Here is a 15422-nt window from a genome sequence, read left to right as displayed (position 1 = left end):
CCGGCTCCGGATTGCCCGCTCACTCCGATCGGTGCCCGGAGGCGGTCGGGCGCCGTCGGGCAGCCCGCTTCCGAAAGTCCGCGGCCCCCCGGGTGTTCAGCCCCGCTCCGCCTCCTCCCGGGGGAGCCAGGAGCCCGGCGGCCGTTCCAACCAGCCGTGGGCGGCGGCCAGGTCACCGGCGGCCGCCCGCAACGCCGCCAGCCCCGGATGGTCCAGCCCGGGTCGCCACACCATGGACACCGGGGAGAGCGGCACGGGATCGGTGATCGGGCGCAGTACGGACCCGGGAACCGCCATGAACTGGACGCTCGCCAGCACGGGCCAGCCGAGCTTCCGCATCACCCGGGTGAACTCCGCCTCACCCTGGATCGGGGGGATCGGCGGGGCGATCCGGATCCCGCGGTCGGCGAACAACTGGACGGCGAGATCCGTCCACTCACCGGTTTCGCTGTTCCCCGCACCCGCGTACAGCATCTCCCCGGCGAGTTCGCCGAGGGGCACCGTCTCCCGGTCGGCGAGCCGGTGCCCCTCGGGCAGCAGCACGGCCAGCGGCTCGTAGCGCACCGGCAGGTGGTCCAGACGGGCGCGGATGGGGGCGGGCAGCCCGGCCACTCGGCCGAAGGAGACGTCGAGGCTGCCGGCGGCGATGTCGGCGGCGGCGCGGGTGAGCCCGGAGTAGTACCGGGCGAAGAACTCCGCCTCGGCGGGCGCGGTACGGCGGGCGGCCGACAGCACCCGGTTGCCGGTCGAGGCGTCCGCCGCCACATCGACCAGCAGGGGCCGCCGGAGGCCCTCGGCCGTGCCGGAGGCGGCGTCGACCAGCTCGCGCTGCGCGGCGAGTACCCGCTCCGCGTAGGGCAGTAGCCGCTCCCCCTCGGCGGTCAGGGCCACCTTGCGGGTGGTCCGGTCGAAGAGCCGGGTGCCCAGGGCGGTCTCCAACCGCCGGACGTCCCGGCTGAGCGCCTGCTGTGCCGTATGGAGCCGGGCAGCGGCTCGGGTGAAGTTTGATTCGGCCGCGACCATGACGAAGGCGCGCAGCAGTCTGGGATCGATGTCCTGGGGCACCGCCCCAGTTTCACAACCGAGGCGCGTGAATGGCTACCGAAGAGGTGTTGGACCGGGGAGGCGGTCCGGCCGGACAGTTGTCCCGTGATCCGATTCCTCGCCTTCCGGCCGATCGTCCCCTCCGATCCCCCGCTTCCTGATCCTCCGCCTTCCGGCCGTCCGCCCCCGGGCCTTCCGTCGTCGCGTTCCGAAGCCCTGCCCTCGGCCGGGCCCCGGAGGCCGGGCGCCACCATCCCGGCACTCGGCAGCGCACTCGGCCGGCTGGCGTCGGCCGTTGCGCGCGCTCGGGGCCACCGCACCCGCCGCGGACGGCCGACCGGCAGGCCGCTCACCCACCCACCTCCCGGGAGGGGTGACGCTCCCACCTCGCCCGATCAGGAGGACCCCACGCCGGACTGCCCTCGGGCATGACAAAGCGCCCTGCCCGATCCCACCACCGGTCGGGGCGGAGGGCTCGCGCAGGGCGCTTCACAGTGGAGATGGCGGGAATCGAACCCGCGTCCAACGGTGCGGAAACAGGGCTTCTCCGAGCGCAGTCCGCTGCGATTTTCTCGGCCCCGGAGATCACGCGGACAAGTCTCCGACGGGCTCAGCCACTGTTTGATTTCCCACCGACCTCCGTGGCCGAAGCCGGTGGTTTAGATCCCTAGCTGATGCCAGACACCGGGTCGGGATCGTCCCCGGGCTGACACTCCGCAGAGTCGCTGACTGTTAGATCAGGCAGCGAGGGCGAAGGAATCGCGCTTGTTATTGGCGATTATTTTTTGCGACATATGGTTAACGAGATCATTGCCGCTTCCTCGGCTCGCTTCCCCTGCCTCGACATCCGCTGTCGAAACCGATCATCCCCATGTTTTTTTGACAAGCACACCAGGCCGGGCCTGGCGGCGCTGCTGCCATCTTACGTGAACAACGCTCGACGGGGCCAGCGCATTCCCCGCCGGTCAGCTGGTGGCGGCCGGGTCAGCCGCGCTGCTGGCGGCGGACTGCGGAGATGGCCCGCTCGGTCTCCCTGCGGTCCTGCTTCTCGCGCAGCGTCTGCCGCTTGTCGTACTCCCGCTTGCCCTGCGCCAGGGCGACCTCGACCTTCGCCCGGCCGTCCTTGAAGTACAGCTGCAAGGGCACCAGCGTGTGACCGGTCTCCTGGCTCTTCCGCTCCAGCCGGTCGATCTCCGCCCGGTGGAGCAGGAGCTTCCGCTTCCGCCGGGCCGAGTGATTCGTCCAAGTTCCCTGCGCGTATTCGGGAATATGCACGTTGTGCAGCCAGACCTCGCCGGCGTCGAGCTGCGCGAAGCCGTCGACCAGCGACGCCCGCCCCTGCCGGAGGGATTTGACCTCCGTCCCGGTCAGCACCAGTCCGCACTCGTAGGTGTCGAGGATGTTGTAGTCGTGCCGGGCCTTCCGGTTCTGCGCGATCAGCTGCCGACCGGACTCCCTGGCCTTCTCTTTAGCCTTCTTCGTTTTCGCCTTAGCCATAGCCATGCCATTCTCGCACTACCGGCCCCCGCCTGCGATCTTCTTTCCGGCGGCCATCCGCCGACGGCTCAGTCCACGCCGAGACCGCTCAGCACCGTGCGGGCACGCTCCTCCGCACCGTTCTCGGCCAGCACCTCGGGCACGATCCCCCGGCCCTCCACCTGGCGGCCCTCCGGCGTCCGGTACCGCCCCACGGTCAGCTCGGCCACCGAGCCGTCCGGCAGTTCGCTGGGCATCTGCACCGAGCCCTTGCCAAAGGTACGGGTGCCCACCACCACCGCTCGGCCGCGGTCCTGGAGCGCCCCGGCCAGCAGCTCCGCCGCGCTCATCGTGCCGCCGTCCACCAGAACCACCAGCGGCAGTTCGGTGTTCCCGCCCGGCTCCGCGTAGAGGGTCCGCTCCTCCCCCCGTACGTCGTAGCTGGCCACCACTCCGCCGTCGAGGAAGACCGAGCAGATGGCGACCGCCTCCTGGAGCAGGCCACCGGAGTTGCCACGGAGGTCGAGCAGTACGCCCGCCTCCTCGTCCGCTCCCCGGACCGCCCGCCGTATCTCCGTGCCGACGCCGCTGCTGAAGGAGTTGACGTCGATGCGCAGCGCGCCGTCCTCGGTCCGCTCGGTGGTGACGTCCTCGGTGTCCAGCCAGGACCGGCGCAGCGTCTCCCGCCAGCTGCGCTCGCCGTTCTCCAGGCCGAGTTCGACCTGCGTGCCGACGGCGGCCCGCTCCCCGCCCCGCAGCAGCGCGACCACCTCGGTGACCGGTCTGCCGTCGACGCTCTCGCCGTCGATGGAACGGATCCGGTCGCCCTCCGTGATCCCGGCGCGTCCGGCAGGGCCCTCCGGCGTGGCCCGGGCCACCTCGATCCGGCCGTCGGCGTCCCGTCGGACCCAGAGCCCGACCCCGACGTACCGGCCCTCCAGTGCCTGCCGCAGTCCTTCGTACTCACGGGCGGTGTAGATCGCCGACCAGCGGTCGCCGCTGCGGCTCACCGCCTCGGCGGCGGACTTCGCGTCGATCTTCTCCTCGGCCGCCGCCTCGGCCACCGAGGCGGCGAGCGCTTCCCGTTCGGCCCTGGTCACCAGCGAGTCAGCGGTCTGCGCGCCCGGTTGCCGGGCCTCATCCCGCCAGGAACCGGCGGCCACCCCGGTGACGAGGACACAACCGACGGCCAGGGTCATGGCTGCCCCATGGCGAAAGCGGCGGGGCCGGACGAACATCAACGAGCCCGACATGCTGGTGAGTCTAGGCGAACGCCGAGACGCCGAACGGCCGGTTGGCGGTACGGCTCCTCAGCTAAAAGTCACACCTTGAGGTACTTGCGCAACGCGAAGAATGCGGCAAGGGCCGGCATCAGCAGAGCGATGGCGATGATCAGCGGCAACTTCACCAGGACGGCGTCCCAGCCGATGAAGTTGATGGACTCCAACTCCGTTGCCAGGGACAGCCCGTGGTCGATCAGGAAGTAACGGCCCACCACGAGCATGACGCAGGCGCCGATCCCGCCGAACAGCCCGGCCAGCGCCGCCTCCATGATGAACGGCATCTGGATGTAGAAACTCGAGGCGCCGACCAGTCTCATGATCCCGGTCTCCCGCCTTCGACTGAAAGCGGAGACCCGCACCGTGTTGACGATCAGCATCAACGCGACCACCAGCATCAGCGCCATGACCGCCAGAGCCGCGTAGTTCATCCCGTTGAGGAGGTTGAACAACTGCTCCAGGAGCCCCTTCTGGTCCTGCACTTCCTGGACCCCGGGCCGGCTGGAGAAGGCGCTGGAGATCACCCGGTACTTCTCCGGGTCCTTGAGCTTGACCCGGAAGGACTCCTGCATCTGGTTCGGGGTGACCGAAGGGGCCAGCGGTGAGTCGCTGAACTCCTCCTTGTAGTGCTTGTAGGCCTCCTCCGCCGTCTCGAACTGGACGCGCTCGACCACGTCCATCTTGGCGAGGTCCGCCTTGATCTCCTTCTTCTGGTCCTCGGTCACCGCCCCCCGGGTGCAGTTGGGGTCGTCGCTCTCCGCGTCGTTCTTGTTGCAGAGGAATATGGAGACGTTGACCTTGTCGTACCAGTAGCCCTTCATGGTGCTCACCTGGTCCCGCATCAGCAGGGTTCCGCCGAAGAGGGCGAGCGAGAGGGCGACGGAGACGACGACCGCGAAGGTCATCGTGAGGTTGCGACGGAGACCGACGCTGATTTCCGAGAAGACGAACTGGGCGCGCATGGTGTCCTTTCCAGATGGGGTCCGCGCTGCGGCAGGGGGGCAGCCCCGGCCTACTCAGTGCTGGTAGCCGTAGACACCGCGCGACTGGTCGCGCACCAGTCGTCCCTTCTCCAGCTCGATGACGCGTTTGCGCATCTGGTCGACGATCTGCTGGTCGTGGGTGGCCATCACGACGGTCGTACCGGTCCGGTTGATCCGGTCCAGCAGCTTCATGATCCCCACCGAGGTCTGCGGGTCGAGGTTACCCGTCGGCTCGTCCGCGATCAGCAGCATGGGCCGGTTCACGAACGCCCGCGCCACGGCCACCCGCTGCTGCTCACCACCGGAGAGCTCACCGGGCATCCGGTCGTCCTTGCCCCCCAGTCCGACCAGGTCCAGCACCTCGGGGACGGTCTTGCGGATGGTGGCCCGCGGCTTGCCGATCACTTCCAGGGCGAAGGCCACGTTCTCCCCCACCGTCTTGTTGGGGAGCAGCCGGAAGTCCTGGAAGACGCAGCCCAGTTGGCGGCGCAACTGCGGCACCTTCCAGTTGGACAGCCGCGACAGGTCCTTGCCCAGCACATGGACCGAACCGTGGCTGGCCCGCTCCTCCCGGAGCAGCAGTCGGAGGAAGGTGGACTTTCCGGAGCCCGAGGAGCCCACCAAGAACACGAACTCGCCCCGCTCGACCTCGAGTGAGACCTCCCGCAGGGCGGGGCGGCTCTGCTTGGGATAGAACTTGGAGACGTTGTCGAATCGGATCACGGATGCACCACGGTCGACCTGTAGAAGAGGGACACGGAAAGCCGGTCCACGGCCTTCCGTCGGTGAGCGTGACCTTACGCGAAGCCGGCTGGCAACGCGCAGCCGCCGTCGGAGGTTGAGCGATTGCTCACGGCGCCTTCAGCCACAAACCAGGCATTGCCGCGGGTAAGGCCCGGCCCGCTCGGGCGACGCGACCCGTCGGGAAGCTGGCACAGTGGTAAGGGGAGCGTACGTCTCTCCCCCGGGGACGACCGGGTGTCCGGGACGTCGCCCCAGTGAGGAGGAGATCGCATGACCTGCGACCGTCTGGTGTGCGCCAACTGCGCCGCACCCGTCAGCGAGGGCCGCTGCGCGGTGTGCCGGGCCAGCAGGGAGCGGCTGCACGGAGCCGGCGGCTTCTTCGCCGGACTCTCCCCCACGGGGCTCGTGGTGCTTCTCGTCGTACTGGCGGCGCTGGCGCTGTTCCTCAACCACGCCGCCTGAGACCGGCGGCCAGGGCACCCGGGAGACGCACCGCACAGGGCGATCCGGACACGAGCACGGGGCCCGGAACGCTCATCGCGTCCCGGGCCCCGCTTCGCGCTGTGTTACCGGCTGGCAGCCCTGTGTCAGGCTACGGCGCCGCCGCGGTTGATCAGGCGCGGCATCATACGGAAGCCGACACCACCCGCGATCATGGTCGCGGCGCCGATCAGCAGGAAGACGGTGGTCTCGGAGGTACCCGTCTCGGCGAGCTCCTCCTTGGCCTCACCCTGCTGGACGGGGGCCGTACCGTCGTTGTCGGTGTCCAGACCGCTGTCCGGACCATGGGCGTTGCCACCGTCGCCGCCACCACTGCCGCCGGCGCCGTCGGTCGGCTCCTCGGTGGGCTCAGCCGGACCGTCGGTGGGGTCGGAGGGCTCCTCGGTGGGCTCGGCCGGACCCTCGGTCGGGTCGGTCGGCTCCTGCGTCGGCTCCTGCGTCGGCTCCGTGGGACCCTCGGTCGGCTCCGTCGGCTCCTGCGTCGGCTCCGTCGGCTCCTGCGTCGGTTCTTCCGGGATCGATGTCGGGTCCTGGGTCGGCTCCGGCGTGTCCTTCCCCTTGCCGTTGCCAAGGAGGCCCACCTGCACGCCGTCCTTGCCGGCGTCCACGCTGATGATGCCGAGATCGAGCCCGACGGCCTGGGCCGCGCCGGTCGCGGTCAGCGACGCACCGGCGACGATCACCGCGCCCGCCGCCACCCGCGCCACGCGCAGCCGCGTCTTCTTAGTCATCTACTGCTACCCCCAGTAGCTGTGTCCGATGTGGGAGCAGCCCTGTTTGGTCAGCGGAGGATCGGGAGATCAGAGCTGTGGGATCGTGGCCCCGCCCTGCCCCGTTCACGCGTCCAGACACGGGCATGCCGCGCGTCAGCCTTCCCACTTTTCAGATCAGCGTCAAGGCGGTTACGGAGCATCATGTCCTGTTTGCAGTTAATTGGACCTCAGACGGGAACAGGACTGTGACGTACCGGCGCAACCGGCATGGACCGTGGGGGAACTGAAACCTCAGCGTTCGGGACTTCAGCGCTCGCGCTGCTTGCGCCAGCGAATGCCCGACTCGAGGAAGCCGTCGATGTCGCCGTCGAGGACGGCCTGCGGGTTGCCGACCTCGAACTCCGTCCGCAGGTCCTTGACCATCTGGTACGGGTGGAGCACGTAGGAACGCATCTGGTTGCCCCAGGAGTTGCCGCCGTCCCCCTTCAGCGCGTCCATCTTCGCCTGCTCCTCCTGACGGCGCCGCTCGAGCAGCTTGGCCTGGAGGACGTTCATGGCGGTGGCGCGGTTCTGGATCTGGGAGCGCTCGTTCTGGCAGGACACCACGATCCCGGTGGGGATGTGCGTCAACCGCACCGCCGAGTCGGTGGTGTTGACGCCCTGACCACCGGGCCCGGAGGAACGGTAGACGTCCACCCGGAGCTCGGACTCGTCGATCTCGATGTGGTCGGTCTGCTCGACCACCGGCAGCACTTCCACACCGGCGAAGGAGGTCTGCCGCCGGCCCTGGTTGTCGAACGGCGAGATCCGCACCAGCCGGTGCGTCCCCTGCTCCACCGAGAGCGTTCCGTAGGCGTACGGGGCCTGGACGGCGAAGGTGGTGGACTTGATACCGGCCTCTTCGGCGTACGAGGTCTCGTACACCTCGGTCTTGTAACCGTGCCGCTCGGCCCAGCGCAGGTACATCCGCTGCAGCTGCTCGGCGAAGTCGGCGGCGTCGACGCCGCCCGCCTCCGCGCGGATGTTGACCACGGCCTCGCGGGAGTCGTACTCACCCGAGAGCAGGGTGCGGACCTCCAGCTCCTCGACCGCCTTGTGTACCTCGGTCAGCTCCACCTCGGCCTCGGCCCGGGCGTCCGGGTCGTCCTCGGAGTCGGCGAGTTCGAAGAGCACCTCGAGGTCGTCGATCCGGCTGCGGAGCTCCTCGGCGCGGCGCAGCTGCCCCTGGAGGTAGGAGAGTCTGCTGGTGACGCGCTGGGCGTTCGCGGCGTCATCCCACAGGGTCGGCGCCGCCGCCTGCTCCTCGAGCGCGGCGATATCGGCCCTCATCCCATCGAGGTCCAGGACGGCCTCGATCGACTCCATGGTCGCGGCGAGGGACTTCAGCTCTTCGGAAACATCAACGACTGCCACACCACCAGCGTAACGGCTCCGACCGCGCCGTCGGACGTCTCAGCCCCCTTCGACGCCATGCGTTCCGTTCGGTCCGGGGGCGTTGAGCGCTGTGTGAGCGTTCCGTCACAACGCCGGGTGGTGGAGCGGGCGGGCCTCAGCCGCCCAGCAGGAGCCAACCGCCCACGCCCGCCAGCGCGACCAGCAGGGCCGCCGCCCCGCCGAACAGCATCCGGCGGCGGCGCGCCGCCTTCGAGACGGGATGCCGGGCGGAGCCGGGCCGCCGCTCTCCGGCGAGCCGTGGGAACCGGGCGGTGCCGCGGGGTCCGCCGGCCAGCTCGTCCGGTCCGGGCACCCGCATGCTGGTGTGGGTGTCGCGGTTGGAGTCCGGCGGCGTGGCACCGTGCACCAGCGGTACGGCGCTCCGTTTCGGCGCGGCGGGGACCACCGGGTCGGGCGCGCCGGGGGCCGGTGCGGCGGACGCGCCGCCGATGCCCTCCTCGCCCGGCTCGTCCACCTCCAGCGGCGGGAGGCCGACCAGGTCGGGGAGGATCTCCCGGAGCTGCCCGGCCATCTCCACCGCGCGCAGCCGGGAGGCGGGCGACTTGGCCAGGCACTGGACGATCAGCTGCCAGAGTTCGTCCGGGATGCCCGGCAGCGGGGCGACGGTCTCGGTGACGTGCCGGCGCAGGATCGCCCCCGGGTGGCCCCCGCCGAACGGGGTGAAGCCGGCGAGCAGCTCGTACAGGACGGTGGCCAGGGCGTAGATGTCCACCGCGGCGCGCGGCGGGAGCCCTTCGACGACCTCCGGGGCCAGGTAGTCCGGGGTGCCGATGATGTTCCGGGCCGACTGCTCGCGGAGTCCGCCCTGGCCGCCCTCCCGCCGGGCCCCCTCGCCGCCCGCGGCGCCCCGCAGCGCCCGGGTGCGGCGCGGGGCGTCGACCAGCCGGGCGACGCCGAAGTCGGTGAGGCGGGCCGGGTGGGAGCCGCCCGGCCCCAGCTCGCCGGCCATGTCCAGCAGGATGTTCTCCGGTTTGACGTCCCGGTGCACCACCCCGGCGGCGTGCGCCGCGGTGAGGGCGTCGGCGATGTCCGCGGTGATGGCGACGGCCGCCTCGGGGGCCAGCCGGCGCTCGCGCTCCAGCCGGGTGCGGAGGTCGGTGCCCCGCACCAGGTCCATGACGAGCGCCAGGTCGTTGCCGTCGACCACGAGGTCGCGGACCTTGACGATCCGGGGGTGCTCCAGGCTGAGCAGGCCGGTGCGCTCCTGCACGAACCGGCCGACGAGTTCCTCGTCCGAGGAGAGGTCCTCGCGGAGCAGCTTGATGGCGACCGGCCCCTCCGGGCCCTCCCCCAGCCACACCGTGCCCACCGATCCGCGGCCCAGGATCTGGTTGGCGCTGTATCGACTACCGATTTTCCGTGCCAAGGCTGCTCCGACCGTCCTTGTCCTGCCCCGGGCCGACGGGTCCCGGGGACTGGCGTGGCGACAAAGCTACGCGGGGATACGGCGGTTGGGCACTGACAGCCGCCCTCGACCGCCCTTTCCGGGCAGTGGGACCACCCGCCGGTGTCGGCGGATCCGAGGCGCCCGGGCCCTCGGCCCCTCCGGCCGCGCCCCGACCGCGTCCCGGCCGGCGGTGCGCGTCGGTCGGGTGGGCGGTTGCGGAGCGGACCCCGGCGCCGGACCTCGCGGGCGGGGTGGAACGGAGAGCGAGCGGCAGCTTACACGCCGGAGCTGTCCGAGCCTCCGCCGAGATCGGACACCCACTCCTTGGCGTCGCGGAGCCAGTCAGTGGTGGCCTTCCAGAAGCCCTTGGTCTGGTTGAACAGCTCGGGGAGTGAGGTGAACTCCCACAGCAGCCAGCAGGCGACGGCCAGGACCACCACGGTGAACAGGCAGCCTTTGAGGCAGCCCAGGCCGGGGATGCGCATCGGGTTGGCGCTGCGGCGGCGCTCCCGGCGCGGGCGGGGTTCGGGCTCGGGCGGCGGGGCGTACCGCTGGGGTGGCGGCTGCTGGCGGCGCGGCGGCTCCGGACGCCGGTGGTAGGGGACGGGCTCCGGCTGGTGCTGGTAGGGCTGCGCGTAGCCGGGCGGCTGCTGCTGGGGCGGGGGCGGTGCGACGCTCCGCTGCGGCCTGCGCCGCAGCGGGTCCTCGCTGGGGTCCAGGTACTGCACCTGGGTCTGCTCGTTGCGGTCGCGGGCGGCTCGCAGCTGCGTCTGCCAGGGATGCTCGCCGCCCTGGTCCGACTGCTGCCCGGCCCCGCCGGGGCCCGTCGACGGCATCACCCGGGTGGGGTCGGCCTGGGCGCCGGGCGGACCGGTGGTGGGGAGCACGCTGGTGGCCGCGTTGGGGTCGTGGCCGGGGGCGCTGCTCGGCAGCGCCTGGGTCGCGGCCGTGGCCGAGGGCGGTTCGGGATGGGTGCCGGGGACCGCGGTCGGCTGCGGGTCCGGGGCGAGGAGGGCAGCCACTCCGAGCGCCGCCTCGGCCGCCTCGGGGGTGGCGTGCGCACCGATGCCGGCGGCCACGGTGCGCAGTCCGCGGGCGAGGTTCTCGGCGCTGGGCCGCTCGTCGGGGTTCTTCCGCAGGCAGCGCTCCATGACCGTCCAGAGCGGCTCGGGAACCCCGGCGGGCCGGACGGGCTCCTCGCCGAGGTGCCGGTGGAGTACCTCCAGCGCCGTCCCGCCGGAGAACGGCGGCCGGCCGGTGGTCAGCTCGTAGAGCAGGATGCCGGCGCCGTAGATGTCCACGGCCGAGGTCTGCGGCCGGCCCTCGGCGGACTCCGGGGCGACGTAGGCGGGCGTCCCGACGAACTCGGCGGTCCGGGTCAGACCGGGTGAGTCGGCGAGCCGGGCGATGCCGAAGTCCGTCAGCATCGGACGCATCTGGGCCTCGCCGTCACCGTCGGCCCCGGCGAGCAGGACGTTGGCGGGCTTGAGGTCCCGGTGCACCACGCCGTCCCGGTGACTGGCGGCCAGCGCGTCCGCGATCTGGGCGGTCAGCAGCGCCGCGGCCACCGGGGTGAAGGGGCCGTTGTCGTGCAGGTAGCGGTGCAGGTCCGGGCCGTCGACGAGGTCCATCACCAGGGCGAGGAGATCGCCTTCGACGACCAGGTCCCGGGTGCGGACGATGTTGGGGTGGGTCAGCCGCAGCAGCACGGACCGCTCGCGCAGGAAGCGCATCACGACGTCCGGGTCGCTGGCCAGCTCCTCCTTGAGGACCTTGATCGCCACGGTCTCGCCGGGCTGGCCGGCGACCGCCGCCTCGGCGCCCGCAGTCTCCCGCTGGCGGGCCCGCCAGACGGTGCCCGTGGCCCCACGTCCGAGCGGCTGCTCGAGCAGGTACTTGCTGCCTACCGGCCGCACGTCATGAGCTCCCTGATCAGTGGTCCAAGTCTTCCGGTCCTCGGGCGCCGGGTGGCTCCGGATCTCCGCGGCCCGCCCGGTCCACTGTAATGCCGTGGCCGTCGTTGTGGCCTTGGTCCACGCGGTTCCCGACTCCGCCGGGCAGAGGCCCCACCGCCCCCGGGCAGGGCGGCAGAAGGACGGACATAACCGCCGTCGCGTGGACCTCGGCGGAACTTTTCGGACCGTAGCCGCCCATTCAAGATCATTTCTTGCTGATCACCCAGCGCGGAGCCGGTGGCTGGTGCAAAGATGCATCCCAGCATGGAGGGGTGGGGAGCGGGGGCTCCGAGGCTCCGTGAGACCTGTACATGCCGACTCGCCCGTACGCGGTGGGGGTCAGGGGTGGCCCTCGGCGCGGCCCGGGTGGAAGGGACTGCTGACGGCGATGCAGATCCGGCTGACCGTCCTCGGGCCGTACGACGGAACCGTCTACTCCCGCGATGTGCTCGTCACCGCCCCGGTGGGGACGGCGCTCGCCAGGGTGGCGAGCGGGCTCGCGGACGCGGTCGCCGCCCCGAGGCCGCCCGGTGTGGCGGCCCCGCCCGCCGGGGCGAAGGGCGCTGGGACCGGCCCCGCCGTCCTCTACTACGGCTACGAACGGCTGGACCCGCAGCGCTGCGTGCTGGGTGAGCCGCCTCTCGTCGACGGGGTGGTGCTGTCGCTGAACGCCCCCGTCGAACCCGGCCGGCACCCGGGGATAGCGCACGAGGCGGTCCAGGACACCACGGCTCCCCAACTCCATGTGGTCTCCGGGCCCGACGCGGGCGGGATCCACCTCCTGCACGGCGGGCCGGTCCGGATCGGCCGCTCCGCCGGCGCGGAGGTGCCGCTGAGCGATCCTGACGTCTCCCGGCTGCACTGTGTGGTGACCGTCACGGACGACGGGCTGGTCACGGTGGCCGACCTGGGCTCGACCAACGGGACCGTCCTGGACGGTTGCCCGCTCGACGGCCGGCCGGTGCCACTGCCGGCCGGGGTGCCGCTACGGGTCGGTGAGTCGACGCTCCGGCTGGTCGTCCCGGAGCAGGCGGTGGAGCAGTCCCGGCTGCCGGACGCCCCCGCCCGGGCCGCCGGAGCGACGGCCGGACAGCGGTCGGGGCCCCTGCCGACCACGCCGGACGGGCAGGGCCACCTGGTGGTGGCCCTCGGGGACGAGCCCCGGAACGGCGACCGGCCCGGCACCCCCGGCCCGGCCACCGGAGGCAGGGTTCCGCCGCAGGGCGGGGGCGCGACCGGCCAGCACCCGGGCTGGCTGACCGGCACCGGCGCCGCCTCCCCGGCCGACCCATGGGGCCGCCCAGGCCAGAGCACCCCGCTGGTCGGCGGAGAGGCGTCCGCCCGGGAGACCGGGGCCGGGTGGGAGCAGCGGTCCGGAGAACGGCCGGCGGGGACCACCACCCATGGCAGCGGGCTGATCGACTGGGGCGACCGCCCGGCCGCCCCAGGTATGCCGGCGGCGGGCACCGAGCCGCCGAACCAGCGGCGGGAGCGTGGCCTAGGAGGCTGGGCTCGGCGGCTGACCATGGGCCAGCGGGAGGATCCGGGCGAGCCCCGCGGCCTCCCGGACGGCTCCCTGGGCCCCTCGGGCGCCGCACCGGCGGTGGGCCACCGCTGGCCCGACCCGGCCGAGGTGCTGCTCACCGCCCTCCGCCCCGGCCGCCGACTCTGGGAACGCTGCCCCACCCACCCCGACGCCCTGGTCGCCCGGCTCGGCACCGATGACCGACCGGGCGCACCGGGCTCCCCCGTCACCGTCGACCTGCGGCGGCTCGGTGCGCTCGGCCTGAGCGGGCCGCGGGAGCGGCTGCTCGGACTCAGCCGCTCGGTACTGGCCCAGTTCGCCGCGCTGCTGCCGCCCGGTGCCCTGGAGATCGTACTGATCAGCGCGGAGCCGGGGTCGGCCGCCGACGAGCGGCGGACCGACTGGACGTGGCTGGGCTGGCTGCCGCAGCTGCGCCCGGCACACGGCCAGAGCTGCCGACTGCTCCTCGCCCACGACCCCGAGCAGGCGGCCACCCGGCTCGATGAGTTGGCCCGCCGACTGGACGACGGCCCGCTCGGCCCCGGCTGGGCCGCGGCGGGCCGGGCCGCGGTGGAGGCGGCGACCCGCGCCCACCAGGGCCCGTACACCGTGGTCGTGGTGGACGGCGACCCCGGTTCTCGCTCGCTGCGGGAGGCGACGGTCCGGCTCGCCGCGAGCGGGCCCGCCTGCGGCGTCCATCTCCTCTGCCTCGCGGAGACCCCGCCGGCCTCGCCCTCCTCGCCGATAGTGGCCACCTACGAACGGGCCCGGAGCATCTCCCCGGCGTTCGCCGAGTGCGGGGCGGTGGCCCTGCTCAGCGGGGACGTCGCCACGGCGCTGCGGCTGATAGCGCTCGGCCCCTCCGGCCCCGTCGACAACGGCGTCTTCGCGACCGTGGACGCGGTTTCGGCGGCGTGGGCCGAACGCTTCGCCCGGTCGTTGGCGCCGCTCCGGCTCGCCCACGCCGAGCCGGCCGGCGCGGCCGACGGCAGCGGCCCGCACCCCGGCCATCGTCCCGGAGCCCGCGCGGCGCTGCCCCAGAAGGTCCGGTTGCTGGACGAGTTGGGCCTGGCCCGGGCCACCCCTGCGTCGCTGCAGGCGCGTTGGGCGGCGGCCGAGGGGGACCGGGCCGACGGCGGACGGGCCCGGGCGGTGCTCGGCACCGGTCCGCACGGCGCGCTCAGCCTGGACCTCTCGGCGGAGGTACCGCACCTGCTGGTCGAGGGCGGGCCCGGCAGCGGCAAGACCGAGTTGCTGCGCTCCGCCGCGGCCTCGCTGGCCGCGGCGGACCGACCGGACCGGATCGCGCTGGTGCTGGTGGACGGCGCCGGGACGGAGCGCGGCGAGGGGCTGCGCGCCTGCACCGAACTGCCGCACGTCACAACGCACCTGGTGGCCTCCGACCCGATCCGGATGCGGGGGTTCGCCCAGGCGCTCAGCTCCGAACTCAAACGCCGGGCGGAACTCCTGGGCGACCTGGACTTCGCCGCCTGGCACCAGCGCCGGACCGTCTCCGAGCGGCTCGTCGAACAGCGCCGCTCCGGAGAGAACCCGAGCCGTCGGGGAACCGGCGGGCCCGGGGACAGGGAACCGGTGCGGAGCAGGGCTCAGCGCTGGGAGGCCGGGGCCGGTTCGCCGGCCGCCGCCGAAATTCCGGCGGATATCCCGGCGGGCGCCCCGGCGGATGAGCAGGGGGCCGCACCGGTCACCACGGACCTGCCCCGACTGGTGGTGCTGGTCGACGACTTCGACGCTCTGGCAGCGCCGGCGTTGGGCAGCCCCGGACGGCCCGCGGCCGGATCGATGGTGCGCGCCCTGGAGGCGGTGGCCCGGGAGGGTGGGCGGCTCGGGGTGCATCTGGTGGTCTCCACCGGCCGTCCCGACCTCACGGCGGACGGCGCGGTGGCCGCCCGGGCCGGACTGCGGGTCTGGCTGGAGGTGCTGCCGGCTGGAGCGGAGGGCGCGGTCGGGGGCTCGGCCGTGGTCGGACGGGGGCGGCTGCTCACCGCCGACGGCGCGCGGGTGGAGTTCCAGGCCGGCCGGGTCACCGGGCGCATTCCGCGTACGGCCACGCTGCGGCCCACCGTCGTTCCGTTGGACTGGGCGCGGATGGGCGACCCCGCCACGCGGCGGCCCCTGCGGGAACTGGGCAACGGGCCCACCGACCTGGCCCTGTTGGCGAGCGCGTTGCACCGGGCGGCCCAGTCCGTCTCCGCCGAGGCGGGGCCGGGACTGCTGTGAAACACCGTCAACGGTCGGCGTCGGCGGACGGATCTCGGCCGGTCGGGCGACGGCAGAGACGCGCGGAAGGGCTGTGCTGCGCGCCCCGGCGGGGCGGCCCTTCGGGCGCCGGGGCAGC

11 protein-coding genes and 1 other RNA gene are annotated in these 15422 nt (G+C 72.7%); 2 read left to right on the top strand and 10 right to left on the bottom strand.

The window, feature by feature from the left end:
- Nucleotides 1–96: 96 nt before the first annotated feature.
- The 6 genes from BGP73_RS00180 to ftsE all read right to left on the bottom strand — a co-directional run bounded on the left by BGP73_RS00180 (nucleotide 97) and on the right by ftsE (nucleotide 5506).
- On the bottom strand, nucleotides 97–1065 hold the full coding sequence (locus tag BGP73_RS00180; RefSeq protein WP_069811076.1) for a LysR family transcriptional regulator: 969 nt from the start codon (nucleotides 1063–1065) through the stop codon (nucleotides 97–99).
- A gap of 471 nt (nucleotides 1066–1536) precedes the next feature.
- Nucleotides 1537–1915, bottom strand: a transfer-messenger RNA (tmRNA) gene (gene ssrA, locus BGP73_RS00175).
- A gap of 113 nt (nucleotides 1916–2028) precedes the next feature.
- Entirely contained in the window at nucleotides 2029–2541 is a 513-nt protein-coding gene (smpB, locus tag BGP73_RS00170; protein ID WP_374701103.1) for an SsrA-binding protein SmpB, read from the bottom strand.
- A gap of 68 nt (nucleotides 2542–2609) precedes the next feature.
- Nucleotides 2610–3773 (bottom strand): S41 family peptidase, encoded by a 1164-nt coding sequence (locus tag BGP73_RS00165; RefSeq protein WP_069811073.1) that lies wholly within the window; start codon nucleotides 3771–3773, stop codon nucleotides 2610–2612.
- A gap of 68 nt (nucleotides 3774–3841) precedes the next feature.
- Entirely contained in the window at nucleotides 3842–4762 is a 921-nt protein-coding gene (gene ftsX / locus BGP73_RS00160) for a permease-like cell division protein FtsX (RefSeq protein ID WP_069811071.1), read from the bottom strand.
- A 54-nt stretch (nucleotides 4763–4816) separates the two neighbouring features.
- Entirely contained in the window at nucleotides 4817–5506 is a 690-nt protein-coding gene (ftsE, locus tag BGP73_RS00155; RefSeq protein WP_069811070.1) for a cell division ATP-binding protein FtsE, read from the bottom strand.
- Nucleotides 5507–5797: 291 nt separating this feature from the next.
- On the opposite strand from ftsE, the gene BGP73_RS00150 reads away from it, so the two are divergent.
- Complete coding sequence (locus BGP73_RS00150; RefSeq protein WP_069811068.1) at nucleotides 5798–5989, top strand: hypothetical protein; 192 nt, start codon at nucleotides 5798–5800, stop codon at nucleotides 5987–5989.
- 125 nt (nucleotides 5990–6114) lie between these two features.
- On the opposite strand, the gene BGP73_RS00145 is transcribed toward BGP73_RS00150, so the two are convergent.
- The 4 genes from BGP73_RS00145 to BGP73_RS00130 all read right to left on the bottom strand — a co-directional run bounded on the left by BGP73_RS00145 (nucleotide 6115) and on the right by BGP73_RS00130 (nucleotide 11499).
- Nucleotides 6115–6759: an LPXTG cell wall anchor domain-containing protein gene (locus BGP73_RS00145; protein WP_069811066.1), complete on the bottom strand. Its 645-nt coding sequence runs from the start codon at nucleotides 6757–6759 to the stop codon at nucleotides 6115–6117.
- Between the two features lie 288 nt (nucleotides 6760–7047).
- The gene (gene prfB / locus BGP73_RS00140) at nucleotides 7048–8154 is read right to left on the bottom strand and encodes a peptide chain release factor 2 (RefSeq protein WP_069811064.1); all 1107 of its coding nucleotides are present in this window, start codon (nucleotides 8152–8154) and stop codon (nucleotides 7048–7050) included.
- Between the two features lie 136 nt (nucleotides 8155–8290).
- Nucleotides 8291–9562: a serine/threonine-protein kinase gene (locus BGP73_RS00135; protein ID WP_069811063.1), complete on the bottom strand. Its 1272-nt coding sequence runs from the start codon at nucleotides 9560–9562 to the stop codon at nucleotides 8291–8293.
- A gap of 296 nt (nucleotides 9563–9858) precedes the next feature.
- Complete coding sequence (locus BGP73_RS00130) at nucleotides 9859–11499, bottom strand: serine/threonine-protein kinase (protein ID WP_069811061.1); 1641 nt, start codon at nucleotides 11497–11499, stop codon at nucleotides 9859–9861.
- A gap of 427 nt (nucleotides 11500–11926) precedes the next feature.
- Here BGP73_RS00130 and BGP73_RS00125 point away from each other — a divergent pair, with 427 nt between their 5' ends.
- A complete protein-coding gene (locus tag BGP73_RS00125) occupies nucleotides 11927–15304 on the top strand; it encodes an FtsK/SpoIIIE domain-containing protein (RefSeq protein ID WP_069811059.1) in 3378 nt (1125 codons plus the stop codon).
- Nucleotides 15305–15422: the final 118 nt, after the last annotated feature.

The sequence above is a fragment of the Streptomyces sp. TP-A0874 genome (assembly GCF_001748085.1).
GTDB lineage: Bacteria > Actinomycetota > Actinomycetes > Streptomycetales > Streptomycetaceae > Streptomyces.
This window is presented reverse-complemented; position numbering and strand designations above follow the sequence as displayed.

Excerpts from the sequence above, each read along its gene's own strand:
- BGP73_RS00150 (WP_069811068.1), top strand. The coding sequence starts at position 5,798 with ATGACCTGCGACCGTCTGGTGTGCGCCAACTGCGCCGCACCCGTCAGC.
- BGP73_RS00165 (WP_069811073.1), bottom strand. The coding sequence starts at position 3,773 with ATGTCGGGCTCGTTGATGTTCGTCCGGCCCCGCCGCTTTCGCCATGGG.
- smpB (WP_374701103.1), bottom strand. The coding sequence starts at position 2,541 with ATGGCTAAGGCGAAAACGAAGAAGGCTAAAGAGAAGGCCAGGGAGTCC.
- BGP73_RS00125 (WP_069811059.1), top strand. The coding sequence starts at position 11,927 with ATGCAGATCCGGCTGACCGTCCTCGGGCCGTACGACGGAACCGTCTAC.
- BGP73_RS00145 (WP_069811066.1), bottom strand. The coding sequence starts at position 6,759 with ATGACTAAGAAGACGCGGCTGCGCGTGGCGCGGGTGGCGGCGGGCGCG.
- ftsX (WP_069811071.1), bottom strand. The coding sequence starts at position 4,762 with ATGCGCGCCCAGTTCGTCTTCTCGGAAATCAGCGTCGGTCTCCGTCGC.